Annotated in this window: 22 protein-coding genes and 1 tRNA gene; 16 read left to right on the top strand and 7 right to left on the bottom strand. The window is 29.5% G+C overall.

The features are described from left to right. Window positions 1-117: 117 nt before the first annotated feature. The 3 genes from BMX42_RS06945 to rpiB are packed head-to-tail and all read right to left on the bottom strand — an operon-like array spanning window position 118 to window position 1808. Complete coding sequence (locus BMX42_RS06945; protein ID WP_091311151.1) at window positions 118-1026, bottom strand: cation diffusion facilitator family transporter; 909 nt, start codon at window positions 1024-1026, stop codon at window positions 118-120. 2 nt (window positions 1027-1028) lie between these two features. Next, the gene (locus BMX42_RS06940; RefSeq protein WP_091311148.1) at window positions 1029-1376 is read right to left on the bottom strand and encodes a hypothetical protein; all 348 of its coding nucleotides are present in this window, start codon (window positions 1374-1376) and stop codon (window positions 1029-1031) included. Beyond that, window positions 1377-1808: a ribose 5-phosphate isomerase B gene (rpiB, locus tag BMX42_RS06935; RefSeq protein ID WP_091311143.1), complete on the bottom strand. Its 432-nt coding sequence runs from the start codon at window positions 1806-1808 to the stop codon at window positions 1377-1379. Window positions 1809-2466: 658 nt separating this feature from the next. Between rpiB and BMX42_RS06930 the strand changes: the two genes are divergently transcribed. The 6 genes from BMX42_RS06930 (at window position 2467) to BMX42_RS06905 (ending at window position 10653) form a co-directional block, all read left to right on the top strand. Continuing rightward, entirely contained in the window at window positions 2467-3729 is a 1263-nt protein-coding gene (locus BMX42_RS06930; protein WP_091311139.1) for a leucine-rich repeat domain-containing protein, read from the top strand. Window positions 3730-3889: 160 nt separating this feature from the next. Continuing rightward, complete coding sequence (gene rnr, locus BMX42_RS06925; protein WP_091311135.1) at window positions 3890-6067, top strand: ribonuclease R; 2178 nt, start codon at window positions 3890-3892, stop codon at window positions 6065-6067. Window positions 6068-6090: 23 nt separating this feature from the next. Next, window positions 6091-6759: a head GIN domain-containing protein gene (locus BMX42_RS06920; RefSeq protein ID WP_091311131.1), complete on the top strand. Its 669-nt coding sequence runs from the start codon at window positions 6091-6093 to the stop codon at window positions 6757-6759. Window positions 6760-6864: 105 nt separating this feature from the next. Next, window positions 6865-7551, top strand: a complete 687-nt coding sequence (locus tag BMX42_RS06915; protein WP_091311127.1) for a LysE family translocator — start codon at window positions 6865-6867, stop codon at window positions 7549-7551. Further along, complete coding sequence (locus tag BMX42_RS06910; protein WP_091311123.1) at window positions 7551-8558, top strand: helix-turn-helix domain-containing protein; 1008 nt, start codon at window positions 7551-7553, stop codon at window positions 8556-8558. The genes BMX42_RS06915 and BMX42_RS06910 overlap by 1 nt, the downstream gene beginning before the upstream one ends. A gap of 118 nt (window positions 8559-8676) precedes the next feature. Next, the gene (locus tag BMX42_RS06905) at window positions 8677-10653 is read left to right on the top strand and encodes an LTA synthase family protein (protein ID WP_091311119.1); all 1977 of its coding nucleotides are present in this window, start codon (window positions 8677-8679) and stop codon (window positions 10651-10653) included. 212 nt (window positions 10654-10865) lie between these two features. On the opposite strand, the gene BMX42_RS06900 is transcribed toward BMX42_RS06905, so the two are convergent. Both BMX42_RS06900 and folB read right to left on the bottom strand, forming a co-directional pair. Beyond that, window positions 10866-10936: transfer RNA gene (locus BMX42_RS06900), tRNA-Cys, on the bottom strand. 60 nt (window positions 10937-10996) lie between these two features. Next, window positions 10997-11353, bottom strand: coding sequence for a dihydroneopterin aldolase (gene folB, locus BMX42_RS06895; protein ID WP_091311113.1), 357 nt, complete (start codon window positions 11351-11353; stop codon window positions 10997-10999). 108 nt (window positions 11354-11461) lie between these two features. On the opposite strand from folB, the gene BMX42_RS06890 reads away from it, so the two are divergent. The 6 genes from BMX42_RS06890 (at window position 11462) to BMX42_RS06865 (ending at window position 17620) form a co-directional block, all read left to right on the top strand. Beyond that, window positions 11462-13147, top strand: a complete 1686-nt coding sequence (locus BMX42_RS06890; RefSeq protein WP_091311109.1) for a glutamine--tRNA ligase/YqeY domain fusion protein — start codon at window positions 11462-11464, stop codon at window positions 13145-13147. Between the two features lie 239 nt (window positions 13148-13386). Further along, window positions 13387-14763 carry a tetratricopeptide repeat protein gene (locus BMX42_RS06885; RefSeq protein WP_143055613.1) on the top strand — a complete coding sequence of 459 codons (1377 nt, stop codon included), beginning with the start codon at window positions 13387-13389 and terminating at the stop codon, window positions 14761-14763. Window positions 14764-14871: 108 nt separating this feature from the next. Continuing rightward, the gene (locus BMX42_RS06880) at window positions 14872-16263 is read left to right on the top strand and encodes an RCC1 domain-containing protein (RefSeq protein ID WP_091311102.1); all 1392 of its coding nucleotides are present in this window, start codon (window positions 14872-14874) and stop codon (window positions 16261-16263) included. A gap of 419 nt (window positions 16264-16682) precedes the next feature. Further along, window positions 16683-17012 (top strand): YtxH domain-containing protein, encoded by a 330-nt coding sequence (locus tag BMX42_RS06875; protein WP_091311756.1) that lies wholly within the window; start codon window positions 16683-16685, stop codon window positions 17010-17012. Continuing rightward, window positions 17012-17362, top strand: a complete 351-nt coding sequence (locus BMX42_RS06870; RefSeq protein ID WP_091311099.1) for a competence protein — start codon at window positions 17012-17014, stop codon at window positions 17360-17362. Before BMX42_RS06875 ends, BMX42_RS06870 begins: the two co-directional genes overlap by 1 nt. A 3-nt stretch (window positions 17363-17365) precedes the next feature. Continuing rightward, the gene (locus BMX42_RS06865; protein WP_091311095.1) at window positions 17366-17620 is read left to right on the top strand and encodes a DUF6327 family protein; all 255 of its coding nucleotides are present in this window, start codon (window positions 17366-17368) and stop codon (window positions 17618-17620) included. 31 nt (window positions 17621-17651) lie between these two features. On the opposite strand, the gene BMX42_RS06860 is transcribed toward BMX42_RS06865, so the two are convergent. Then, entirely contained in the window at window positions 17652-18629 is a 978-nt protein-coding gene (locus tag BMX42_RS06860) for an SPFH domain-containing protein (RefSeq protein ID WP_091311092.1), read from the bottom strand. 98 nt (window positions 18630-18727) lie between these two features. Here BMX42_RS06860 and BMX42_RS06855 point away from each other — a divergent pair, with 98 nt between their 5' ends. Further along, on the top strand, window positions 18728-19378 hold the full coding sequence (locus BMX42_RS06855; RefSeq protein ID WP_091311088.1) for a hypothetical protein: 651 nt from the start codon (window positions 18728-18730) through the stop codon (window positions 19376-19378). Between the two features lie 80 nt (window positions 19379-19458). Further along, a complete protein-coding gene (locus BMX42_RS06850) occupies window positions 19459-19980 on the top strand; it encodes a hypothetical protein (protein WP_091311085.1) in 522 nt (173 codons plus the stop codon). A 40-nt stretch (window positions 19981-20020) separates the two neighbouring features. Here the strand turns inward: BMX42_RS06850 and gltX are convergent, their stop codons facing one another. After that, window positions 20021-21523 carry a glutamate--tRNA ligase gene (gene gltX / locus BMX42_RS06845; RefSeq protein WP_091311081.1) on the bottom strand — a complete coding sequence of 501 codons (1503 nt, stop codon included), beginning with the start codon at window positions 21521-21523 and terminating at the stop codon, window positions 20021-20023. Window positions 21524-21727: 204 nt separating this feature from the next. Here gltX and BMX42_RS06840 point away from each other — a divergent pair, with 204 nt between their 5' ends. Beyond that, window positions 21728-25042, top strand: coding sequence for a DUF4175 family protein (locus tag BMX42_RS06840; RefSeq protein WP_091311077.1), 3315 nt, complete (start codon window positions 21728-21730; stop codon window positions 25040-25042). Beyond that, entirely contained in the window at window positions 25035-25454 is a 420-nt protein-coding gene (ybeY, locus tag BMX42_RS06835; protein ID WP_091311073.1) for an rRNA maturation RNase YbeY, read from the top strand. The genes BMX42_RS06840 and ybeY overlap by 8 nt, the downstream gene beginning before the upstream one ends. Window positions 25455-25527: the final 73 nt, after the last annotated feature.

Raw genomic sequence — 25527 nt, 5'->3', positions numbered from 1 at the left:
AAAAAAACAGAAATACGGTAAAAAAATTAAACATTTTACACCAAAAATTAAGTAATCGCAATAATGATGTAATTTTAACTATGATTTTTGCGTTTTTATTAAAAATTTCGCAATTTACTAATCTTGTACGATAAAATCTTTTGGGTCTTCTTTTTTAAATTCAGGTTGAATGTTGGTATGATTGATTCCGAATTGTTCAAATAAAACCATTTCGATGCGATTTAAAACTTCGTCAAATTGGGTTAAAGTAAAATCTTCTGGACAATCTAAATGCGCTTCTAAATGAATTTCTTCTTCATTTAAATACCACACGTGAATGTGGTGTAGTTTCCCAACACCTTCCACTTTATGCACTTCTCTTACGATCTCTTTAATATCAATATGTTCTGGTGTGAAAAGCATCAATATTTTTGTAGATTTTTTCACCAAATCAAATCCAACCGCAATTAAATAAAGGGCAATTAAAATAGTCATTACACTATCTACCCAATACCAACCGTAAAATTTCATTAACAAACCACCAACTAAAACAGCAACGGAAGCCATCATGTCTGTTAATAAGTGTAAGTAAGCCGATTTCATATTCAAATTATGATTGGCATCACTTTTTAATAATAATACCGAAAAACCATTGACAAGAATTCCTAAAATGGCCAACCAAATAACGGTGTTGGATTGAATGGGTTGAGGATGAACGAAACGCTCAATGGCGCCATAAATTAAAATAAGGGCTACTATAATTAATGTTGAAGCATTAATAAAAGCGGCTAATATTTCGGCGCGTTTATATCCGAAAGTTTGTTCAATTGAGGCTTTTTTTCTGGAAAGTTTGTGTGCGAATAAACTAAAAACGAGTGATAATACATCGGAAAAGTTATGTAAGGCATCGGAAATTAAAGCTAAACTTCCTGAGATAATTCCGCCCACAACTTGCGCAAGAGTAATAAGTAAATTCAATAAAATAGAATACACTAAATTGTTTGCTTTTACATTATTTTTAGCAATGTGGACGTGATTATGGCTCATTATTATTTAATAAAATAAGGTTTAATGAAATACTTTGCTATTACTAGCAAAACAACTGTATAAAAGATTATTCCATAAATAAAAAATCTCCAATATTGTTTGTATTCTTTTTTATTTCCGTCACTTAATAATTGTGACGAATTTTTTAAATGTGTTTTGTATAAAAAAGAACTTGTAAAAAGAATTTCAATTTTTGTCTTAAAATCAATTGATTCATTTTTTGGAATTAATTTTTCCAAATCCCTTCTGTCAATTTCATTGATAATTGATTTCTTTAATTCAATATCAATATTTGGGTTTTGAAATAAATTGACCAATTGTTCATCAGTTAATTTTTCAATGTTATTCATTTATTTACAAGCAATTTTATTTACTCTATTTGCATGTCTTCCGCCTTCAAATTCTGTATTTAAAAAAACGTCAACCATTTCAACAGCTTGTTGAATAGAAGTAAAACGTGCCGGAATAGAAATAATATTAGCATCATTATGCTGACGTGCTAATTCTGCAATTTCTTTGGTCCAACATAAAGCCGCACGAATTTCTTGGTGTTTGTTAGCAGACATTGCAATTCCGTTTCCAGAACCACAAATTACGATTCCTAAATGTGCTTTTTTGCTTTCCACATCATAGGCTACAGCGTGTCCGAAATCTGGATAATCTACACTTTCTAAAGAATCTGTTCCGTGGTTAATAACTTCGTATTTGTTGTTTTCTAAATAGTCAACAATTGCTTTTTTGTAGTCTGGACCTGCGTGGTCGTTACCAATTGAGATTGTCATAGTTGTGAATTGTGTTGTTAATATAGTTTTACAAAAATAATCAATATCCACTGTATCAAGAAGTAAATTTGTAATTATTATTACGTTATAATAAATGTAAGAATTCTGAAAAATTTTAACAAAAAAAGTGCATTGTTAATAGAAAATCGCAATTGCTTGATAATCAGTTAATCTTAATTTAACAAAACATGTTAATAACTAAAGATAGAATGTAAGAAGTTTTTTTTGGTTATCTGATTTAAAATTGTAATCCAAATCTTAAACTTCAAATCCTAATTTAGTTGTTACATCTTATTGTTTTTTTATTAATAGTTTTTGAGTGGTTATTAACAAAATTGGAAAACTTAGTTTTATACAAAGGAGAACTACTTTTAGATTTTAACAGTTGTTAATAAGATTTCTTTTTAAAATTCAATCAAATTGAAAACTAAGACTTTACGTAAAATTAACATTGTTTATTACTTTGTATAACTAACTATAAGTTTAAAAAACAACATTTGAAAATAAATTTATAGTACATATTAACACGCTATAATAACCATCAATAATTTAAATTTAATTAAAAAATATTTTTGTTGTTTTTAATATATGTTGAAAACTTTCAGATTTTAGAAAATTAAAAATTTTAAATTCTACATTTGTGAAAAATAAATTTAAAATGAAAAAATTACTTTTTTTAGTACTTATACTAGTAAGTACAATTTCAATGTCTCAAAATTTTACTTATAATGGTATAAATTATACAATTACTGATGCTGTTACTTTTAAAGTAGCCGTTGCTACTCACACCAGTTTTAATGGCGCTGCTAATATACCTGCTACCGTTGTGTATAATAGCCAAAATTATGATGTTTCTTCTATTGGAAGTACTGCTTTTTTTAATTGTTCTGGTTTAACTTCAATTACTATTCCAAATTCTGTAACTTCTATTGGATTTAGTGCTTTGCGTGGTTGTCCTGGTTTAACTTCTATAATTATTCCGAATTCTGTAACTTCTATTGGACAACAAGCTTTTGAAAGCAGTTCTAATTTAACTTCGATAGTTTTTCCAAGTTCTGTAACTTCTATTGGACCACATGCTTTTACTCTTTGTACTAATTTAGCTTCTGTAACTCTTCCAAATTCTATAACTTCAATTGGACAATATGCTTTTCAAAGTTGTGAAAGTTTAACTTCAGTAATTATTCCAAACTCTTTAACTACTATCGAACATGGTACTTTTAGTAATTGTATTAATTTAACTTCAGTAACTATTCCAAATACAATAACTTCTTTTGGAATGTATGCTTTTTATCGTTGTACTAGTTTACCTTCAGTAACTATTCCAAATTCAGTAACTTCTATTGGACTTGAAGCATTTCGTTTATGTACAAGTTTAACATCAATAACTTTACCAAATTCTTTAACTTCTATTGGATCTGATTCCTTTCGTTCATGTACAGCTTTAACATCAGTAACTATTCCAAATTCTTTGACTTCTATTGGTTTTAGATCTTTTCAAGATTGTACTAGTTTAACAACGGTAAATTGTGCTATTTCAATACCTTTAGCAATTCTTGATAATGTTTTTTTAAACGTAAATCAATCAGCATGTGCGTTAAATGTTCCAATTGGTAGTGAAACTGCTTATGAAGCAGCTCCTGTTTGGACAAATTTTAACCCTATTAATGGTGTTTTAGCTTCAGATTCTTTTATTTTAAATAACTTTTCAATTTATCCAAACCCAACTTCTGAAATTTTAAATATTACTTTAGAAAATAATTTAACTTTAGAAAAAGTAAACATTTATAACACTTTAGGTCAATTTATAAAATCAGAAAAAAGTAAAACTATCGATGTTAAATCTTTAGCAAAAGGAAATTATTTTGTAGAAGTAATTACTAATCAAGGTAAAGCTACTAAAACGATTATAGTTGAATAAATAAATATTTCGTTTTTAAAAAAGGTTGTTTGAAATTATTTAGACAACCTTTTTTATTTTATTTTAGATTTTAGAAAAATTAATATTTTATTAAATCTTACTTCTTAATTCTATTTTATTAATACTTCTTTGTACTTTTAATCCATAATAGAATGATAATATGAAAAAGAATTTTAGAAAAATGACAAAAAAAGCCAAAGATTTTTCGGCTCACGTATATAAAATACTATCGAAAGAACCCAATAAAGCCTTTAACTATAAACAAATCGCTGCGATAATTGAAGTCAATGATACACAAAGTAGAAATGAAATTATCAAAGAATTAAAAATTTTAGAAAAAGCAGGAAAAATTGAAGAAACCGAACGCGGTAAATTCAAAATAATTTCAAAAGCAGAATATTACGAAGGAACTGTGGATATGACTTCTCGTAAATCGGGATATTTTGTTTGTAAAGAATTAGAAGACGATGTTTATATTCCTTTTATCAATTTAAATCATGCTTTAGATGGTGATAAAGTCAAATGTTATATCTACAACAGAAGAAGTAGCCGTAAACCAGAAGCGGAAGTTTTAGAAATTTTAGAAAGAGCTAAAACCGAATTTGTTGGCGTTATTGATATTCAGAAAAATTTTGCTTTCGTAACTACAACAAATGCGAAAATGTACACGGATATTTTCATTCCAAAAAATGATATATTTAATGCAGAACATGGTGATGTAGTTTTAGTTTCGATGGTCGATTGGCCTAAAAAAGCTGATTCTCCTTTTGGAAAAGTCATTAAAGTTTTAGGAAAACCTGGAGAACACGATACAGAAATTCATGCGATTTTAGCAGAATATGGTTTACCATACGATTTTCCTGTTGAAGTGGAAGCCTATGCCAATCAAATTGATACTTCTATAACGGAAGAAGAAATTGCGAAACGAAAAGATTTGAGAAAAGTCTTAACGTTTACCATCGATCCAAAAGATGCGAAAGATTTTGATGATGCCTTATCATTTCAAGTTTTACCAAATGGAAATTATGAAATTGGTGTGCATATTGCCGATGTTTCTCATTACCTTCAAGAAGGAACTATTTTAGATGATGAAGCGTATGAAAGAGCCACTTCTGTATATTTAGTTGACCGAGTGGTTCCAATGCTACCAGAAGTGTTATCTAATTTTGCTTGTTCACTTCGACCAAATGAAGAAAAATATACGTTTTCTGCTATTTTCCAATTGAATAATAAAGCAGATGTAATTGATTCTTGGTTTGGAAGAACTGTAATTTATTCGGATCAACGATTTGCGTATGAAGAAGCTCAAGAAATTATAGAAAGTAAATCAGATATTATTCCAGCTCATATTTCATTAACTGGAAAAGAATATCATGCGCCAAAACCAATTGTAGAAGCAACTTTAAAAATGGACGAATTAGCAAAAATTCTTCGTAGAAAAAGAATGAATGCTGGTGCGATTTCTTTCGATAAAGTAGAAGTGAAATTCAATTTAAATGAACATGCAGAACCAGTTGGTGTTTATTTTAAACAAAGTAAAGATGCCAATCATTTGATTGAAGAATTTATGTTGTTAGCAAACAGAAAAGTTGCTGAATTTATCGGAAAACAAAAGAAAACGTTTGTATACAGAATTCACGATGAACTAAATGAAGACAAATTATTTAGTTTACAAAATGTGATTTCGAAATTTGGTTACAATTTAAATTTAAAATCGAAACAAGATATTTCTTTCTCTTTGAATAAATTATTAGAAGAAGTCCAAGGAAAAAAAGAACAAAATATGGTGGATACGCTTACCATTCGTACTATGAGTAAGGCTGCCTATTCAACACATAATATTGGTCATTACGGATTAGCGTTTGATTATTATTCACATTTTACCTCGCCAATTCGTCGTTATCCTGATGTTATGGCACACCGTTTGTTACAATTTTATTTAGATGGTGGAAAAAGTGTAAGTGAAGAATTATTTGAAGAAAAATGTGTTCACTCATCTGATAGAGAAAATTTAGCTGCTAAAGCGGAAAGAGATTCTATTAAATATATGCAAGTGAAATACATGCAAGACCATAAAGATCAAGAGTTTTTAGGAGTTGTTTCTGGAGTTACCGAATGGGGAATTTATGTAGAAATTATCGAAAACAAATGTGAAGGAATGGTTCGTATAAGAGAAATTAAAGACGATTATTACACATTTGACGACAAACAATATGCTTTAGTTGGTGAAGTTTCTAAAAATTTAATACAATTAGGAGACGAAGTTTACGTTAAAGTAAAGAACGCCGATTTAGTGAAGAAACAATTGGATTTTCATTTTGTTAGAGAAAATAAATAAACTGTTTAGTTAAAATAAAAAACATGAAAAAAATAATTTATTCAATACTATTTTTAAGCTCAATAGCTTTTGCACAAACGGAAAAATCTGTTGGAGATTTCAATAAAGTAACCGCTTTTGATAAAATTGATGTGTTGTTACTTCCTGGAACTGAAAACAAAGTTATTTTAAAAGGAGCCAATTCTGAAGAAGTAGAATTAATCAATAATAATGGCGAATTAAAATTACGATTACCTTTAGGAAAAATGTTAAAAGGTGATGATATTTCTGCAACGGTCTATTTTAAAAAATTAGATGCTGTAGAAGCCAACGAAGGAAGTAGAATATCTTCTGAAAAGGAAATTAAAGCCATTGGTTTCGATATTATTACAAAAGAAGGCTCAGAGGTGGTTTTAAAAAATTTAATAGCAGATAAGTTAACCGTTCGTTGCGGAGCTGGAAGTATTGTTACGATTAAAGGAACAGTGAAAAATCAGGATGTTTTATCTAATTCTGGTGCAAAATACGATGGTGAATATTGTATCTCACAACAAACTGTAGTTACAGTAAACGCTGGAGGTTTAGCTAATGTTTATGCTACTGATTTAGTCGAAGCTAAAACAAGAGCTGGTGGAACGATTACTATTTTCGGAAAACCAAAACAAATCAATGAAAAGAAAATTGCTGGCGGAAAAATTGTTCAAGCAAAATAAAGAAGTAATTACATATTTTAAAAACCTATAAGTTCATTCTTGTAGGTTTTTTTTATTTAATTTTTACTAACTTCGTACTTCAAACTTCAAATTTCGTATTTATACATGTTTCAAGATATTTTATCAGCTCTTCCTTGGGGATTTTTATTGGCATTTTCTATTGGTCCAGGTTTTTTTATCTTATTAGAAACCAGTATCACTAAAGGATTTAGAGCCGCTATGATTTTCGATTTAGGAATTGTGGCTAGTGATATCATTTGGATACTAATTGCCTATTTTGCTACGAATCAGATTTTAGCACAATTTAAAGACAATCCCAATTTATACATTATTGGCGGATTAATTATGTCTATTTATGGAATTGTTTCAAACACTTCTTTGAAGAAAAAATATAACGAACAAGAAGATAAAGATGATGAAGAAGATATTAAAAAGAATAATTATTTAGGCTTATTTTTTAAAGGTTTCTTTTTAAATATAATCAACATAGGAATATTAGCTTTTTGGATGATGGTAATCATTACGCAAGCACCACAATTGGAAATGAAACCTTTAAGAATTTTTATATTTTTTACTTCAATACTTGTTTTTTATTTAAGTATAGATGTGTTTAAAATTCTATTAGCGAAACAATTAAAACACAAATTAACACCCACAAATATTTATAAAATTAAAAGAATTATAAATGTAGTTATCTTGATTTTTGGTGTATTTTTAATACTTCAAGGTATTTTTCCAAATGGAAAACAAATGGTAGAAAACAAATTGGGTATTGAAAGAGCAATAGAATAATGTTACAAACTATTCAAATAATTGCGGTGCTTCAAGGAATATTTTTATTATTGTACTTGTTCAAGAATAAAAATAAATATCAAACCTATAATTTTTGGTTTCTTTCAGCTTTATTAGTTTCACTCTTATCTTACATTATTGGCGATGATAATAACAATTTGTTTTTATCAAATTACGACTTCTTTTTCGTAGATAAAACCCTATTTGTAACGCTGTTATTTCTTTTTTTAAAGTATTTTGAGACTTCTAAAAAAATCAATATTTCTGTAATTTGTTATTTTATTCCAACAGCTATTTTTATTTTAATTGAACTATATGAAACGCAATTTATAGAAACTTTTTGGATCGAATTTTTTGAACATTTTATTTATGTAGTTTGTGTAACCTACCTAATTTTTTCATTGTTTTTTCTTAAAAAAATTAAAATTGCTAAGTTTATAAAAACACCTTTTTATTTTTTATTAATTTCATTATTAATAACTTACTCTTTACTTATCATTGATTTTTTATTAGATAAAGAAATAATAGTAACTTTAAATTCTATTTTGATTTTTGAAATTTCTGTACTTTTTTATTACCTAACTTACATATTTGTATTCAATCATAATTTTTTCGATTTACCTATTATCAATTCGAAATATAAAAATTCATCCTTGAATAGTAATGATATTGAAAACTATAAAACAAGAATAATAGCAGCAATGGAAGTGGATAAAATTTTTACTAACGAAAATTTATCTTTACAAACTTTTAGTGATACTATTCATATTCCAAAACATTACATTTCTGAAATTTTAAACATTCATTTACAAACCAATTTTCAAGATTTTATCAATGAATATCGTGTAGATGAATTTATAAAACAATATTCAAATCCAGAAAATGATCATTTCTCTATTTTAGGAATTGCAACTTCTGTAGGCTTTAAAAACAAAGCAACTTTCAATTCAAATTTCAAGAAATTTAAAGGAATTTCTCCAACAGAATATAAACAAACACATTTGTAGTAAAAACGCTGTAATTGCCTGTTTTATAAGTCTATTCTAATTAGGATAGACTTCTTTTTTTAGTAGTAATTTATAGGTAAGGTTATTTTTGTAGTATATTTTTAAAACCTACAAAATCATGAAAATAATCGCTAACAATCGTTTCTCTATTTTATTAAATTTTATTTTAATTTATTGCCTTTTAGGATTTTCAATTCGAATTGTTTTATTCATTTTATCTTATAATTCAATTGATTTTTCTTTTTTAAATTTATTTAAAATATTCGGGCAAGGTTTAGTTTTCGATTTTGGAACTGCTGTATTTTTTAGTCTTATTTATGGATTATATTTATTAATTTTTCCTTCAAAATTTATAGGTTCAATTCTTGATAAATCTCTAACTTACTTCATTTTATTCTTTACTTTTTTTATTACTGTTTTCTCCTTTTTAGCAGAATTTCCTTTTTGGAGCGAGTTCAATACTCGTTTTAATTTCATTGCTGTTGATTATCTAATTTACACGTATGAAGTTATCGAAAACATTAATCAATCGTATCCACTACCAGTTTTAATTTTTTCATTATTACTTTTAACAGGTTTGTTTTTCTTCTATTTTAAGAAAACAAAGAAACTTGAAATGGTATTTTCTGATAAAATGAAGCTTAAAAATAGATTGATTTATATGATAACAATTATTTCAATAAGTTTAGTTTACATTGAGTTTATCACTAATAAACAAGCGGAAACAAGTAAAAATCTATATGTTAATGAATTGTCTAAAAACGGCGTTTATTCCTTTTTTGCAGCTTTTCGTTCTAACGAATTAGATTACGATACGTTCTATAAAAAATTATCAGAAAAAGAAGCATTTGCAATTATTAGAAGTGATATTCAACAAAATGATCAAGTGTATCTTTCTAATGAATTAGCTAATTTAGAAAGAAAAGTAAGTAATACAGGAACTGAAAACAAACCCAACGTTATTTTAATTTGTGTGGAGAGTTTTAGTGCCGAATTTATGACCGCTTTTGGAAACAAACAAAACCTTACCCCAAACTTGGATAAATTAGCAAATGAAAGTGTCTTTTTCACGAATCTTTACGCAACTGGAACTCGAACCATTCGCGGTATGGAAGCTTTAACGCTTTCTGTTCCACCAACTCCAGGAAATAGTATTGTTCGCCGACCAAATAATGCGAATTTATATTCGATTGCGACAGTTTTAAAACAAAAAAAATACAATTTAAACTTCATTTATGGTGGCGATGGATATTTTGATAATATGAACACTTTTTTTGGTGGACAAGGCTTTAATATCGTAGATAGAAACAGAGGAAATCCACTTTCTGATGATGTAAAAACGCAACGAATCAATATTGAAGACAATGAAGTTACTTTTGAAAATGCTTGGGGAATTTGTGATGAAGATATTTATAATAAAACCTTGAAAATTGCCGATGCGAATTATGTTACAAAGCAACCTTTCTTTAATTTTATCATGACCACTTCTAATCACAAACCTTACTCTTTTCCTAAAAATACTATTGATATGCCACAAGGAACAAGAGAATCTGTGGTAAAATATACTGATTTTGCTATTGGAAAATTTATAGAAAAAGCGAAATCAAAACCTTGGTTTAAAAATACAGTTTTTGTAATTGTTGCAGATCATTGTGCAAGTAGCGCTGGAAAATGGGAATTAAATATCGACAAACATCACATTCCAGCCCTGATTTATAATTTAAACACCAAACCAGAAAAAGTTGAAAAATTAGTTTCTCAAATAGATATTATGCCAACACTTTTTGGTTATTTAAATTGGAATTACAACACGTCTTTATACGGAAAAGATATTCGATTAATGCAACCCAATGAAGAACGTGCTTTTCTAGGAAATTATAGAACTTTAGGGTTGCTTAAAAATTCAATTTTCACCGAAATTAATGATAGAAAAGAATTTAATCAATATCTTTGGAAGGCTGACACGAAAGAAATGAAAGCTCTAAAACATCAAAATATTGCGTTAGAAAACTTAACAATTGCAAATTATCAAACCGCAAGTTACCGTTTTAAAACAGGGAAAATGAAAGCCAAATTAAAGGTTTATTCTAATTAATATTAACCCTCCAAGAGTTCAAAACTCTTGGAGGGTTTTCTTTTCTAAAAATTACCGTTAAAAAACCTCAATTTTCATTGAAGGTTTTCATAATCAATTTCCGTCCCGAAACTTCGGGAGAACCTATTTGAAGGTTTTGCAATATATTTTAATTAATTTTTTCTAAAAATTTATCATAAAAAAAACCCTCAATTTTCATTGAAGGTTTTCTGAGGCATCTCCCGGATTCGAACCGGGGTAGACGGTTTTGCAGACCGGTGCCTAGCCGCTCGGCCAAGACGCCATTGTATTAGGGTGCAAATATAATAAAAAGTTTAAAAAATTAAAGTTTAAAGGCTAAAAATTAACGTTTTTTCTTCATTACGATGGTAACTCCCTCAACATCACCTCCAATTGGTGGATTCAATTTCGTTACTTCCACTTCAATTTTTGTCACCATTTGTAATTCTTTTAGAACTCTATCCATAATTCTTTTGGCAACATGCTCTAAAAGTTTAGCTCTAATCGCCATTTCTTCTACCACAATTCGGTTTAAATCTACATAATCCACTGTATCAGTCAATTCATCTGTTTGTGCCGAAGGTTCTAAATTCGTTTTTATGGTTAAATTCACACTATAATCACTTCCAATTTTACTTTCTTCTACTAAACATCCATGAAAAGAAAACGTTCGTATGTTGGTTAATTTTATAATTCCCATTTGTTTAATTTTTGTTTCAGGTTTAACGTTTTTTTTGTTTCAAGTTCAATAACGTTAAACTTGAAACTTGAAACCTTTTTTCTATCTTTGTCAAAATTACAAATTCTTATGTCTACAGAAGAAAAATCTTTAAATTTTATAGAACAAATTATAGAAGACGATTTAAAAAACGGTTTATCTAATGATAAATTACGTTTCCGTTTTCCACCAGAACCAAACGGATATTTACACATTGGTCATGCCAGTGCGATTTGCCTTAATTTTGGTTTAGGAATTGATTATAAAGCACCAGTTAATTTACGTTTCGATGATACCAATCCTTCAAAAGAAGAGCAAGAATTTGTGGATGCGATTAAAAAAGACGTAGAATGGCTAGGTTATTCTTGGGATAAAGAATGTTATGCATCGGATTATTTCCAACAATTATACGATTGGGCAATCGAGCTAATCAAAAAAGATAAAGCCTATGTAGATAGTCAATCTTCTGAAGATATGGCCATTCAAAAAGGAACTCCAACTACTCCAGGAACAGATTCTCCTTATAGAACTCGTTCTATAGAAGAGAATTTAGATTTATTTACACGCATGAAAAACGGTGAATTCGAAAAAGGAACTCATGTTTTACGTGCTAAAATTTCTATGAATGCGAACAATATGTTAATGCGTGATCCTATTATTTATCGTATCATGCATGCGCATCATCATCGTACTGGAAACGATTGGTGTATTTATCCAATGTACGATTGGGCGCATGGCGAAAGTGATTATTTAGAACAAATTTCGCACTCATTTTGTACCTTAGAATTTTTACCTCATAGAGAATTATACGATTGGTTTTTAAATCAAATTTATGATGAAACCAAAGTACGACCAAAACAAAGAGAATTTGCTCGTAGAAATTTATCACACACTGTTGTTTCTAAACGTAAATTGTTACAATTAGTGGAAGAAAAGCACGTTACTTCTTGGGATGATCCTCGTATGAGTACGATTTCTGGAATGAGAAGAAGAGGAATTACAGCAACAGCAATTCGTAATTTTGCGAATACAATTGGTATTGCAAAACGTTCTAATTTAATTGACGTTTCACTTTTAGATTTCTGTGTTCGTGAAGATTTAAACAAAATTGCACCACGTGTTATGGCAGTTTTAAATCCGATCAAATTGGTAATTACAAATTATCCTGAAGGAAAAGAAGAATGGTTAACAGCCGAAAATAATCCGGAAGAAGAAGTAATGACGTATAGAGAAGTGCCTTTTTCTAAAGAATTATATATCGAAAGAGAAGATTTTCAAGAAGAAGCACACAAGAAATTTTTCCGTTTGACTTTAGGAACTGAAGTGCGTTTGAAAAATGCGTACATCATTAAAGGTGAATCAGTTGTAAAAGATGCTGACGGAAATATTACTGAAATTCACTGTACATATGACGTTGATTCTAAATCAGGAAGCGGAACAGAAGCGAGTAACAGAAAAGTAAAAGGTGTGATTCACTGGGTTTCTATTGCGCATGCTAAAGAAGCTGAAGTTCGTATTTATGACCGTTTATTTACTCATGAAAATCCGGATGGAAACAAAGAGGTCGACTTTAAAGAATACATCAATCCTGAGTCGTTAAAAGTGATTACAGGTTATGTGGAACCAAGTTTACAAACTTCAAAAGAATTAGATCATTTCCAATTCCAACGTTTAGGCTATTTCTGTGTAGATAGAGATTCATCAGCTGAAAAATTAGTTTTCAATAAAACAGTTGGACTAAGAGATACTTGGGCTAAAGTAGAAAACAAAGAATAACATATATTTTATATTAAAAATGCGCTATTTGGCGCATTTTTATTTTAAAATTCAAGAATTGTAATATGTTCAGAAAACTTCATTTTTGTTTGTTTTTACTTTTCATTTTTTCGTTTGTTTCCGCTCAGGAAAGCAAACTGGAGAAGTTAATTATTGATGCGAAAGAAACTAAAATTACTCCTAAAAACATTTTAGAAATCGAAACTTTGATTACCAAATCTGAAGTTGATACTATAAACATGAAAGCCTATAAACTTTTGGGCGATACTTATAGAGATCTTGAAGTGTATGACAAAGCCAATCAATTTTATCAAAAAGCACTTTTTATAGCTAAAAAAAATAAGCTTGATAAAAAAATTGGTGGTCGTATTATCGATTTAGGAAATCTTCAGCGGGAACTTGGAAACTTTAAAAAAAGCTTGGAATTGTTTGCTGAGGCAAAAAAACATTATGAAAAATCTAAAAACTACAAAGGATTAGCGTCACTAAATGGGAATATCGCAGCAGTTTATATTTCTATTGGTCGTGAAAAGGAAGCTATTGAAATACTTGTTCCTATTATAAATGATAAGAACATTAAACCCAATATGAAGGCAGCATTGCTTATTAATTTGGGTGCAATTTATTCAGAAGCGCCTACATATAAAACAGCTGTAAAGTATTATCTTGAAGCACTTTCCATAATTAAATCTGAAAAGAATATGGAAAGATATGAATTGATGTTATATCAAAATTTAGCTGAAAGTTTCACTAAAATGAAGCAATTTGATACCGCGCTTTTCTACAACCAAAAAAGTCAAGCGATGCTAAAAAACATAGATAGTAATGAATTGTATGCTAATTTATATATGCTTTATTCTGAAATATATGAAGGGAAATTGATGCCTAAAGAAGCTCTTAAATATCTTCAATTACATCTAAAATATAAGGAATTATCAGACAACGCCAAAGCTATTTTAAAATTTGAAAACATTGAAACACTCAATAAATTAGAAAATCAAAAGTTAGATTTACAAATTAAAGAACAAAAAATCATATTATTAGAAAACGAGAAATTTGCTACTCGAACCAAAATTACTTTTCTGATTTTACTAATAATTGGAATTCTATTTTTATCCTATTATCTGATTAAAAAGCAAAGAAGTAAGGTAAAAAATCTGAGTCATGTTATCCACCAAACGGAGGATAAATTAGAGTTTACTCAAACCAAAACTGAAAAAATGGTGATGAATTTTGTAAAGAATAGTGACTTTATTGAACGTTTTAAAGAAGATTTAAAAAAGGTTCAAAAAAACACAAATGATTCAGAAAGTAAAACAGAATTGGGTAAACTCCTTATAGAATTTCAAAATTTTAAACTGATTAATGATACCAAAGAAGAATTATTCAATGAGGTAGATGCACAATTTTCATATAAATTGAATAAAAAATATCCTTCCTTAACCGAAGAAGAACAAAAAATTTGCATTCTTATTTATCTTGATTTAAAAAATAAAGATATAGCAGTTATTCAAAATTTATCTTTAAGAAGTGTGGAAAACTGCCGTTACCGAATCAGAAAAAAGATGGATTTAGACGCAAATGAAAATCTTTCCGTTGTTTTACAAAACTTGTAACTCATTGATTTTTAATGATTGAGTAGTTTTTGAGTAGTGTTTTTTTATGTTTTATGTCTTGTTACCAATACATTTGGCAAATAAATCATAACAATAAAATACACAAGAATGAAAAAAACAATTACTCTACTAGTTTTATTATTTGCATTTCAAATGAATGCGCAATGTTGGCAAAAAATTTCTGCAGGAAGCGCACATACATTAGGGTTAAAAGCTGACGGAACGTTATGGGCTTGGGGAAATAATACTTATGGACAATTAGGAATAGGTAATACTACTAACAAAACTACACCCACTAGAGTTGGAACTGGATCAAATTGGGCATACGTAAGTGCAAGTTATGATACTTCTTTTGCAATTAAAACTGACGGTACACTTTGGGGTTGGGGAGAAAATACATTTGCTAGAATTGGTGATGGAACTACTACAAACAGAACTGCTCCTGTTCAAATTGGAACAGCAACAAATTGGCTTTCTGTAGATTCAAAAAATCATACTGTTGCGGTTAAAACTGATGGTACATTATGGGTTTGGGGATTCAATTCTACAGGTCAATTGGGTAATGGTACTTCTTCTAATACTGTTTATGGAACAACACCAGGTCAAGTTGGTTCAGATACGAACTGGTCAGCTGCTTGTGCAGGATCTGATGCAACAATTGCTTTAAAAAACAATGGTACTTTATGGGCTTGTGGTGATAATGATTACGGACAATTGGGTAACGGATTGAGTGGAAACAACAGTTTAGTAAATCCTTTAATACTTGCATTAACTCAAATTGGAACAGCTTCCGATTGGCAAAAAATTTCAACAGGAAATTACCATACTCTTGCACAAAAAATAGACGGTACTTTATGGGCTTGGGGAAGTAATGATAAAGGGCAATTAGGTGATGGTACTACGACTTTAAAAAATGTACCAACTCAAATTGGAACAGGAACAGATTGGAATAAAGTTTCTGCTACAACTTCACACAGTTTAGCTATAAAAAGCGATGGTACTTTATGGTCTTGGGGAAATAACAACTATGGTCAAGTAGGTGACGGAACTACTGTTACTAGAACTTCACCAACTCAAATTGGTACTGATACAAACTGGTCAGAAACTTTTTCTAGAGGTCAATTATCTGTTGCAATTAAAACTGATGGAAGTTTTTATGGTTGGGGTTATAATAGTTATGGTCAATTAGGAGACGCAACTACAACACATAAAAACACTCCAACAGCAATTGCTTGTCCAGTAACACTTTCATCGGAAGATTTTTCAGATGTAACTACTTTTTCTGTATATCCAAACCCTGCAAACGATTATATTTCTATAAAAAACGACATGAATTTATCAATTGAATTCATTTCAATTATAGATTTAACAGGAAAGAAAGTTTTCGAACAAAAAGAAAATACTTCTTCAATTAATGTACAACAATTAGAAAGCGGATTATATATTATTCAAATTTCTTCAGAAGGGAAAAATTACCAAAACAAATTCATAAAAAGATAATTTAAGTTTACCAATCAATACTACTATATTTTATAAAACTTTTTTAATGTTTGGTTTTAAGCCCATCTTTTTAGGTGGGTTTTTTTATTTGTCTATTTTTTGTAGAAAACAATCTAAAAATAGTATTTATCAATTAAAAACATAAAAATAATTAATTATGTTTATTATATGATAAATCTATCAAAAAACAAAAATTTATAATTAAAAACTTAAAAAAGTAACCTCCATAAATTAATTCTGTTTAAAAATTATTTTTTCTTAAAGTGTTTTCACATCTCTATTTAAAAAGTTTTCTTAAATCGCTTTATTTTAATTTTTGATGTAATTTAGATACAAATATCATAATTTTGATGTTTAACGACTATTTAACACCACATCAAAATGAATTTTGTAACTTTATAATGATTAAAAAAAAAGTTATGGCAAACAAAAATGGAAGTAACGCATTAGCACTTTTAGTTGGTGCAGCAATTGGAGTTGGAATAGGAATTTTATTTGCTCCAGATAAAGGTTCAAAAACGAGAGAAAAAATAAAAGGCAATTTGGATGATTGGAAAATTGACGTCAATAATAAATTAGCAGATTACGAAGAAGATATTAGAGCCAAACTTTCTGGTTCTAAAGATGAATTAAAAGAAACTGTAGAAAATCTACTTTCTAATTCTAGTTATAAAGCTGAAGAAGCGATTTCGTTTTTGGAAGAAAAATTAGCAGAGTTAAAAAAGCAAAACGCTAAACTTCAAAAATAATGGCTTTTGAAGATTTAAAAGAAAACACTGAAGCAATTCAAGAGAATTCTAAAGCATATTTAGAAAGTAGCATTGCGTACTATAAACTTTGGGGTTTTAAAGTGGCGATGAAATCAACTACTTTAATGCTAAAGTTTTTTTTGATTACCATTTGTCTTTCTATAGTATTGCTTTTCGTTTCTATAGCTGCGGCTTTTACTTTGGGAAATTTATGGGGTAGTTATCCTTTAGGTTTTTTATGTGTGGCTGGTGTGTATTTGGTTTTTGCCTTACTTTTATTTTTAGTAAAAGATAAAATTGTGGAAGGAACCATTTTAGAGAAATTCTCAGAAATATTTTTTAACGATTAAATTATGGAGAAGAAAAAATATTCCTCATATGCTGAGATTGAACGTGATTTAGAAATTCTTAAAGTAGAAAAAGAAATCTATTATCAGAAAATGCTTTTAAGTATTGATAAAACAAAAGAAAGTATTTTACCATCTAAATCAGTTACACTAATTGGTAATGTATATCAAAAAGTGTTTTCTGGAACCTATGGAACGATTTTAAAAATGATTATTCCTTATATATTTAATTGGTATTTAAATAAAAAAAGAGGCAATTAAGCCTCTTTTTTTATTTAAAATATATTGTAAATTATACTCCTGGAGTCGTATCACTTGGATTATAATCCGTTGAAGTATGATCGTCTTTTTTCTTAGCGCGTTTTGGTTGGTTCTTCATGGTTTCACCAATTTGGTTACTTGCAGTAAAACTTGCTACCATATTATTTAACATATCACTTCCAGCTTGTGGCGAGTTTGGCAATAAAATTAAATTAGAATTTGTATCAGCTCCAATCGCTTGTAATGTATCATAATGTTGAGTTACTACAATTAATGCCGAAGCTTCTTGAGAATTAATCCCAACATTATTTAATACTTCTACACTTTCCACTAATCCACGAGCAATTTCACGTCTTTGATCAGCAATACCTTGACCTTGTAGTTTTTTACTTTCTGCTTCCGCTTTGGCTTTAGCTACAATTCTAATACGTTGTGCTTCACTTTCAAATTCTGCAGCAGTTTTTTCTCTATCAGCAGCATTAATACGGTTCATCGCATTTTTCACTTGAATATCTGGATCAATATCTGTCACCAAAGTATTGATAATATCGTAACCATAAGTGGTCATCGATTCGTTCAATTCACGTTTTACAGCAATAGCAATATCGTCTTTTCTTAAAAACACATCATCCAAAATTAATTTCGGAACTTCGGCACGAACCACATCAAATACATATGCTGTAATTTGGTCATGCGGATATTCCAATTTGTAAAATGCTTCGTACACTTTAGTTTGAATTACATTAAACTGAACCGAAACTTTCATTTTAATAAAAACGTTGTCTTTTGTTTTCGTTTCAATAATAACATCTAATTGTTGAATTCTTAAGTTTACTCTTCCAGCAATTCTGTCGATAACAGGAATTTTTAGTTGTAAACCCGAACTTCTAATGCTTGTAAACTTCCCAAAACGCTCAATTACTACAGCAGTTTGTTGTTTTACAGTAAAAAAAGAACTTAATAAAATAAATAATCCTAAGACTAGGACAATGATTAAAAATGGTGACATAGTGAATAATTTTTTAGTTATACTAATTATACGTTTGTTTCTGGTAAAAGTTACAATAATTAAATTATTATACTACTTTTACCCTTTAATTTAAAGTAATGAAAAAAGTTTTAATTGTAGTATGTGCCCTATTTTCAATTGGTATAGTTGCACAAAGAGGACACAAAGACAGTAATAGAATTGGTATTAGTGGTGGATTAACCCAAATGAATATTTTCACTGATAATTTTAATGTGACACCAAAGCAAGGTTGGACAGGTGGATTTCACGTTCGTGGAAACTTTTATAACAATTGGCAAATGAGTTTTGGTATGTTTTTTACCGATAGTAATTTCTCTGTTCAAACCAAAAAAGTTGTTTCTGTTGTTGATACGAATTATAAATTATCTGCGGTTCAAATTTATATTATGCCAGGTTATGTCGTAAGTCAAAATCATTTTAATATTGAATTTGGTCCCGTTATTCAAATCAATGACAAATTAGTAATAGATAAAGAACAAGAAAACAATATTTTAGTTGATCAACCCTTGTTAACAGCAAAAGATATTACTGATGTTTCTAAAATTAATGCGAATATTTATGCAGGTGTAAATTTTGGAATTAAAAACGTCAGATTACGTTTGGGTTACCAATATGGAGTGAATAACTTTTTCGGAAGCCTAAATAATAATGACCAAGTTCCAAATATTGGTGAAAAATTCAAAGGTAATATCGGAATGGCAAGTGCGCATTTGACTTTTTATTTGTAAAAACCTTACAAAAAAACAATAACGAAAGGGTAAATATTCTTATATTTATCCTTTCTTAGTTTAAACCTAACTCATTTATTATGAAGAAGATTGCAATTATTCTCGCTTCGTTTTTATTATTTTCATGTGGTTCAGATGATACAGCAGAAATTATAGAAACACCACAACAAAATGGTTTTAATTATGATGGTAGTTTTTATCAAATTAAAACGGTTTATATAAATGATGAAAATACCTCAGATAGTAATCCAAGCGATATAGGTTTCAGTTTTGTCAATAAGACTAATGCTGAAATTAGTGGATCAACTGATTTAACTCAAATGGCTACAATTAATTTCGATTATACTGCTGTAAATGTTCAACAAGGGACTTTTACAAATGTTGGTGATTATAACGGAAGTATTAATAAAAACAGAGTAAGTGGTGTAACTTCTGCAGGAACACCAATTTTAGATGATAATGTAATTAGTTTACAAGCGTCAAATATTTCTTTTACGATTAACAATATTACATCTACAACAGTAGATATTTCATTTAGTTTCACTAGAACGGATGGAGAAATTATTTCCGGACATTATAATGGAAATTATTTAATTCCTTAAATAATAAACACAAAAAAGCCCTGAATTATCAGGGCTTTTTTTATAAAGTATGTATCGCTTTTTCTATTCTACTCTTCGTTTCTGCTTTACCAATCATTTCAATTATATCAAACAAATGTGGTCCTTTTAAAGCGCCTACCAGACTCAATCGTAACGGCTGCATAACTTTACCCATTCCAATTTCGTTTGTTGTCATCCATTCTTTTAAAAGTGTTTCAATGTTTGCTGAAGTGAAATCTTCAATTCCATTTAAAACTTCTGAAACTTGCTTCATTAATTCTGGTGTTTCGTCTTTCCAGTTTTTAGCCGCTTTTTCATCATAAGACGCTGGCGCTTCAAAAAAGTAATCTGATAAATCCCAAAGTTCTGTTACGAAATTCGCACGTTCTTTTACTAATGAAACTACTTTTTCAATGTCAAGAGAAGTTGAAATTCCTTTTGTATTCAATTCTGCTTTAAACAATTCAGCTAAAGTGGCATCCGTTTGTTTTTGTAAATATTTATGATTGAACCATTTGTTTTTCTCTGGATCAAACTTCGCTCCTGCTTTATGAATTCGTTTTAAATCGAACTTTTCAACCAATTCTGCTAACGAAAAGATTTCTTGTTCTGTTCCATCATTCCAACCTAATAAAGCTAAAAAGTTAATTACCGCTTCTGGGAAAAATCCAGCTTCTTTGTAACCTTTTGAAGTTCCTTCAGCCGTTGTCCATTGTAATGGAAATACTGGGAAACCTAATTTATCGCCATCACGCTTGCTTAATTTCCCGTTTCCAACAGGTTTTAAAATCAATGGTAAATGTGCAAATTCTGGTGCTTCCCAACCAAATGCTCTGTATAACATTACGTGTAATGGCATTGATGGCAACCATTCTTCACCTCTAATCACGTGCGAAGTTTCCATTAAATGATCATCCACAATGTTCGCTAAATGATACGTTGGCATTCCGTCTGATTTGAATAAAACTTTATCGTCTAATAAACTCGTTTCGAAATTTACATCACCACGAATGATATCATGTAAATGTAATGTCTCGTTTACTGGAGTTTTAAAACGAATTACATAATGTTCACCATTCGCAATTCTTGATTCTACAATTTCACGTGAAACATTTAAAGAAGTATCCAATGTTTCTCTTACGGTATGATTGTAAATAAATGTTTTACCATTTGTTTCTGCTTGTTTACGTAATTCATCCAACTTTTCAGAAGAATCAAAAGCATAATACGCCCAACCAGAATTGATTAACTCATCCGCATATTGTTTGTACATCGCTTTTCTATCCGATTGACGATAAGGTCCAAATTTTTCATTTTTTCCAATCGTTTCATCTGGAGAAATTCCTAACCATTCTAAAGCTTCAAAAATATAATCTTCCGCTTCTGCTACAAATCTGGTTTGGTCGGTATCTTCAATTCTAATATAGAAAGTTCCACCGTGTTTTTTGGCAAATAAATAATTAAAAAGTGCGGTTCTTACACCACCAATATGTAATGGTCCTGTCGGACTAGGAGCAAATCTTACTCTAACTGGTTTTGACATTGAAAATTTATTTTATTTATACATTTTGTCACACTGAGCTTGTCGAAGTGTTTGGCAAAGATAAAAGTTAGAAGTCAGAAGTTGGAAGTTTTTTTCTGTTTAATTGCATTATTAACAATATTATACAACTATTAACTTTTTACTCTTGACTAATTGCTTAAAATTTTTGTAATTTTATCAGTTATAAACAATTGATTAACAATTTTGGAAAAGAAAGCACTTATTTACGATAAACTGGAAGGTTTTATCAAGAAGTTTTACACCAATGAGTTGATAAAAGGGATTATTCTTTTTATCGCTATAGGTTTGTTGTATTTTATTTTCACGTTTTTAATTGAATATTTTCTTTGGTTTTCCACTCAAGGACGAACTATTTTGTTTTGGTTGTTTATTGCGGTGCAAGTTTTCTTGCTATCCAAATTCATCCTATTTCCTCTTTTCAAATTATTTAAAATTCAGAAAGGTTTAGATTATACCGAAGCTTCAAAAATTATCGGAACACATTTCGATGAAGTAAAAGATAAATTGCTAAATTTTTTACAATTAGCCAACACGGCAACTCCAACAGAATTGGTTTTAGCTTCTATCGAACAAAAAGCAAATAGTTTACAACCAATTCCGTTTTCGAACGCGATTAATTTCAATAAAAACAAAAAGTATTTACCATTTGCGTTAATTCCGTTATTGTTCATTTTGTTCTTTTTTATCTCTGGAAATTCGGATGTGATTTCTAAAAGTTTTGCACGAGTAGTTCAATACGATAAGAATTTCGAAAAACCAGCCGCTTTTAAATTTGAGATTATTTCGGATAATTTAAACGTGGAACAAAACAAATCGTTTAAACTTGAAGTCAAAACGGTTGGAACTGTGATTCCTGAAAATGCTTCGATAATTATCAATAATGAAGAATATTTTTTAGAAAACACAACTCCAGGAAAATTCACGTACCAATTTGATAATGTTCAAAATGATATTTCTTTTCATTTTAAATCGAATGAAATTACTTCTAATGATTATGTGTTGAATGTGGTAAACGTTCCAACGATTTCTTCATTCACAATGCAATTGAATTTCCCAAAATATTTAGGTAAAAAACCTGAAGTTATTCAAGGAACAGGAAATGCAGTAATTCCTGAAGGAACAATTGTAACATGGAAATTAAATACGTTAGCAACAACTGAAGTGAAATTCAAGAAAGATTCTTTGGCAACTTCATTTTTGAAAAGCGACAATCAGTTTTCTCTTTCTAAACGAATTGTGAATAACACCGATTATCAAATCTCCATTTCAAACAAACAATTAAAGAACCACGAAAACTTACAATATAAACTAACGATTTTAAAAGATCAGTTTCCAAGTATTTCTGCTACAGAAACGCCAGATAGTTTAAAATTAAAACAAAAAGTTATTATCGGACAAGTTTCGGATGATTATGGTTTGTCTAAATTACAAGTCGTGTATTATGATAGAAACAAACCAAATGTAGTGTATAGAAAAGGTTTAGTTTTAAAAAGTAAAGTTGTTGACCAGTTTGTGTATTCGTTTCCTGATGGAATTCCGTTACAACAAGGTATAAATTACGATTTTTACTTCGAAGTGTTTGATAATGATGTAGTTAATGGTTTAAAATCATCAAAATCTTCTGTTTTTTCTCATTCTGAGTTAACTCAGGAACAAAAAGAGCAAAAATCTCTACAAGAACAGCAATCTAATATCAATAGTTTACAAAAAGCATTGGATAATCAAGACAAGCAGTTTGATGAATTGGAGAAATTAAAAAAACTAGATAAACAAAAAGACAACTTAGATTATAAAGACCAAAAGAAGATTCAAGACTTCATTAATCGTCAGAAACAACAAGATGAAATGATGAAGGAATTTTCTGAAAAGATGAAAGAAAATCTGGAGCAATTTAAACCAGAACAAAAAGACGAAATGAAGCAAGAGCTTTTAAATCGTTTAGAAAAAAACGAGAAAGAAGCAGCTAAAAACGAAAAACTTTTAAAAGAATTAGAAGAGCTGACTAAGAAATTAGAGAAAGAAGAATTGTTCGACAAAGCTGATAAATTAAAACAGCAAGCGAAAACGCAACAGAAATCTTTAGAGCAATTGGTAGAATTAACTAAGCGTTATTATGTGGAACAAAAAGCAGAACAACTTGCAGATAAATTAGACAAGCTTGCTGACAAACAAGATAAGCTTTCAGAGAAAGAAAATTCAACTAAAGAAGAACAAGAAAAACTGTCTAAGGAATTCGAAGATTTGAAAAAAGAATTGGATGATTTAGAAAAAGAAAATAAGGAATTAAAATCGCCTATGGATATTCCAAATGACAAAGGTGATCAAAAAGATGTTGATCAGGAACAACAAAAAGCAGAAGATAATTTAGAAAAGAAAGACAGTAAATCTGCTAAAAAGAATCAGAAAGCTGCTGCCCAAAAAATGAAACAAATGAGTCAGAAAATGTCTCAATCGATGTCTTCTGGAGAAAAGGAAGAGAATCAAGAAGACGCTAAGGTGTTACGTCAAATCTTGGATAATTTATTGTCGTTTTCTTTCGATCAAGAAAAATTGATGAAGCAATTTAAAACCGTTGCAAATTCAAAAGCTAATGTTAGTGTATTGTTGAAAAACCAGCAAGATTTAAAAACGCAGTTCAAACATGTGGATGATAGTTTGTTTGCCTTGTCTTTACGACAACCAAAATTATCGGATTTGGTTTTAAAAGAAGTAGAAGAAATACATTATAATCTAGATAAATCTATAGAGAATTTAGTTTCTACCAATCGTGGAAAAGGAATTTCTCATCAACAATTTACGTTATCATCTGCGAATGCTTTAGCCGACTTTTTAAGTAATGTGCAAAACGACATGAACATGAGCATGTCTGCATCTGGCGCTGGTAAACCAAAACCAGGTAAAGGTCAAGGTAAACAATTAGGTGATATCATTTCGAAACAAAAAGGTTTAGGTGATAAAATGAAAGATGGAATGCCGAAACCTGGTGAGGGTAAAAAACCTGGTGAGGTCGATAAACCAGGACAAGGTAAGAAACCAGGTCAAGAAGGCGAAGGTGGTTCGCAAGGAAATGAAGGAAAAGACGGTGAAGGTGATGCTGGTAAATTATTAGAAATTATCAAGGAACAACAAGAGTTACGCGAGTCACTTCAAAATGAATTAGAGAAAAACGGAATGGGTGGAAACGGACAAAATGCCGTGAAGCAAATGAAGGATTTAGAAAAGCAATTAATCAATAAAGGTTTGACACAAGATAATATTAATCGTGCTTTGCAAATCAACCACGAACTATTAAAACTAGAAACAGCATTAAAACAACAAGGTCAAGACACCAAAAGAGAATCAAATACAAATAAAAAAGATTTCCTTGGCACGAACAAACCCTTGCCTCCTGCTCTTTTAAATTATTTAAAAAGTGTTGAAATATTAAACAGACAAAGCCTACCTTTGCAACCCAATTTTAATAACAAAGTGCAACAATATTTCAAAGGCAATGATTAGTTTTAATTACGAATTAGATTTTACTTTAGACCAAGAAGAGGTTTACGCTTCTTGGATAGAAAACATCATTGAATCTGAGAATAAAGTTTTAGGCGAAATTTCTTATATCTTTTGTGACGATGATTTTTTACATAATATCAATATGCAATATTTAAATCACGACACATTAACTGATATAATTAGTTTCGATTATACAGAAGGCAATGTGATTAGCGGTGATATTTTTATATCTGTTGAAAGAGTTGAAGACAACGCTAATGATTTTAATGTGTCTTTTGATGAAGAATTAAAACGCGTTTTAGCTCACGGTATTTTACACTATTGTGGCTATAAAGACAAATCAGATAGTGACGCTTTAATTATGCGCGCTAAAGAAGAAGAAAAAATAAAAATGTTCCACGTGGAACTTTAATACAATAACTTAAGTTTTTTGTTCCACGTGGAACAAAAAATTTTTAAAATTTATCCATGTGTTTCACGTGGAA

The sequence above is a fragment of the Flavobacterium terrigena genome, assembly GCF_900108955.1.
GTDB lineage: Bacteria > Bacteroidota > Bacteroidia > Flavobacteriales > Flavobacteriaceae > Flavobacterium > Flavobacterium terrigena.
This window is presented reverse-complemented; position numbering and strand designations above follow the sequence as displayed.

Excerpts from the sequence above, each read along its gene's own strand:
- BMX42_RS06940 (WP_091311148.1), bottom strand. The coding sequence starts at position 1,376 with ATGAATAACATTGAAAAATTAACTGATGAACAATTGGTCAATTTATTT.
- BMX42_RS06870 (WP_091311099.1), top strand. The coding sequence starts at position 17,012 with ATGGCTTTTGAAGATTTAAAAGAAAACACTGAAGCAATTCAAGAGAAT.
- gltX (WP_091311081.1), bottom strand. The coding sequence starts at position 21,523 with ATGTCAAAACCAGTTAGAGTAAGATTTGCTCCTAGTCCGACAGGACCA.
- BMX42_RS06905 (WP_091311119.1), top strand. The coding sequence starts at position 8,677 with ATGAAAATAATCGCTAACAATCGTTTCTCTATTTTATTAAATTTTATT.
- ybeY (WP_091311073.1), top strand. The coding sequence starts at position 25,035 with ATGATTAGTTTTAATTACGAATTAGATTTTACTTTAGACCAAGAAGAG.
- BMX42_RS06945 (WP_091311151.1), bottom strand. The coding sequence starts at position 1,026 with ATGAGCCATAATCACGTCCACATTGCTAAAAATAATGTAAAAGCAAAC.
- BMX42_RS06885 (WP_143055613.1), top strand. The coding sequence starts at position 13,387 with ATGAAAGCCTATAAACTTTTGGGCGATACTTATAGAGATCTTGAAGTG.
- BMX42_RS06850 (WP_091311085.1), top strand. The coding sequence starts at position 19,459 with ATGAAGAAGATTGCAATTATTCTCGCTTCGTTTTTATTATTTTCATGT.
- folB (WP_091311113.1), bottom strand. The coding sequence starts at position 11,353 with ATGGGAATTATAAAATTAACCAACATACGAACGTTTTCTTTTCATGGA.
- BMX42_RS06860 (WP_091311092.1), bottom strand. The coding sequence starts at position 18,629 with ATGTCACCATTTTTAATCATTGTCCTAGTCTTAGGATTATTTATTTTA.
- rpiB (WP_091311143.1), bottom strand. The coding sequence starts at position 1,808 with ATGACAATCTCAATTGGTAACGACCACGCAGGTCCAGACTACAAAAAA.
- BMX42_RS06910 (WP_091311123.1), top strand. The coding sequence starts at position 7,551 with ATGTTACAAACTATTCAAATAATTGCGGTGCTTCAAGGAATATTTTTA.
- BMX42_RS06880 (WP_091311102.1), top strand. The coding sequence starts at position 14,872 with ATGAAAAAAACAATTACTCTACTAGTTTTATTATTTGCATTTCAAATG.
- BMX42_RS06920 (WP_091311131.1), top strand. The coding sequence starts at position 6,091 with ATGAAAAAAATAATTTATTCAATACTATTTTTAAGCTCAATAGCTTTT.
- BMX42_RS06890 (WP_091311109.1), top strand. The coding sequence starts at position 11,462 with ATGTCTACAGAAGAAAAATCTTTAAATTTTATAGAACAAATTATAGAA.
- BMX42_RS06930 (WP_091311139.1), top strand. The coding sequence starts at position 2,467 with ATGAAAAAATTACTTTTTTTAGTACTTATACTAGTAAGTACAATTTCA.
- BMX42_RS06915 (WP_091311127.1), top strand. The coding sequence starts at position 6,865 with ATGTTTCAAGATATTTTATCAGCTCTTCCTTGGGGATTTTTATTGGCA.
- BMX42_RS06865 (WP_091311095.1), top strand. The coding sequence starts at position 17,366 with ATGGAGAAGAAAAAATATTCCTCATATGCTGAGATTGAACGTGATTTA.
- BMX42_RS06875 (WP_091311756.1), top strand. The coding sequence starts at position 16,683 with ATGGCAAACAAAAATGGAAGTAACGCATTAGCACTTTTAGTTGGTGCA.
- rnr (WP_091311135.1), top strand. The coding sequence starts at position 3,890 with ATGAAAAAGAATTTTAGAAAAATGACAAAAAAAGCCAAAGATTTTTCG.
- BMX42_RS06855 (WP_091311088.1), top strand. The coding sequence starts at position 18,728 with ATGAAAAAAGTTTTAATTGTAGTATGTGCCCTATTTTCAATTGGTATA.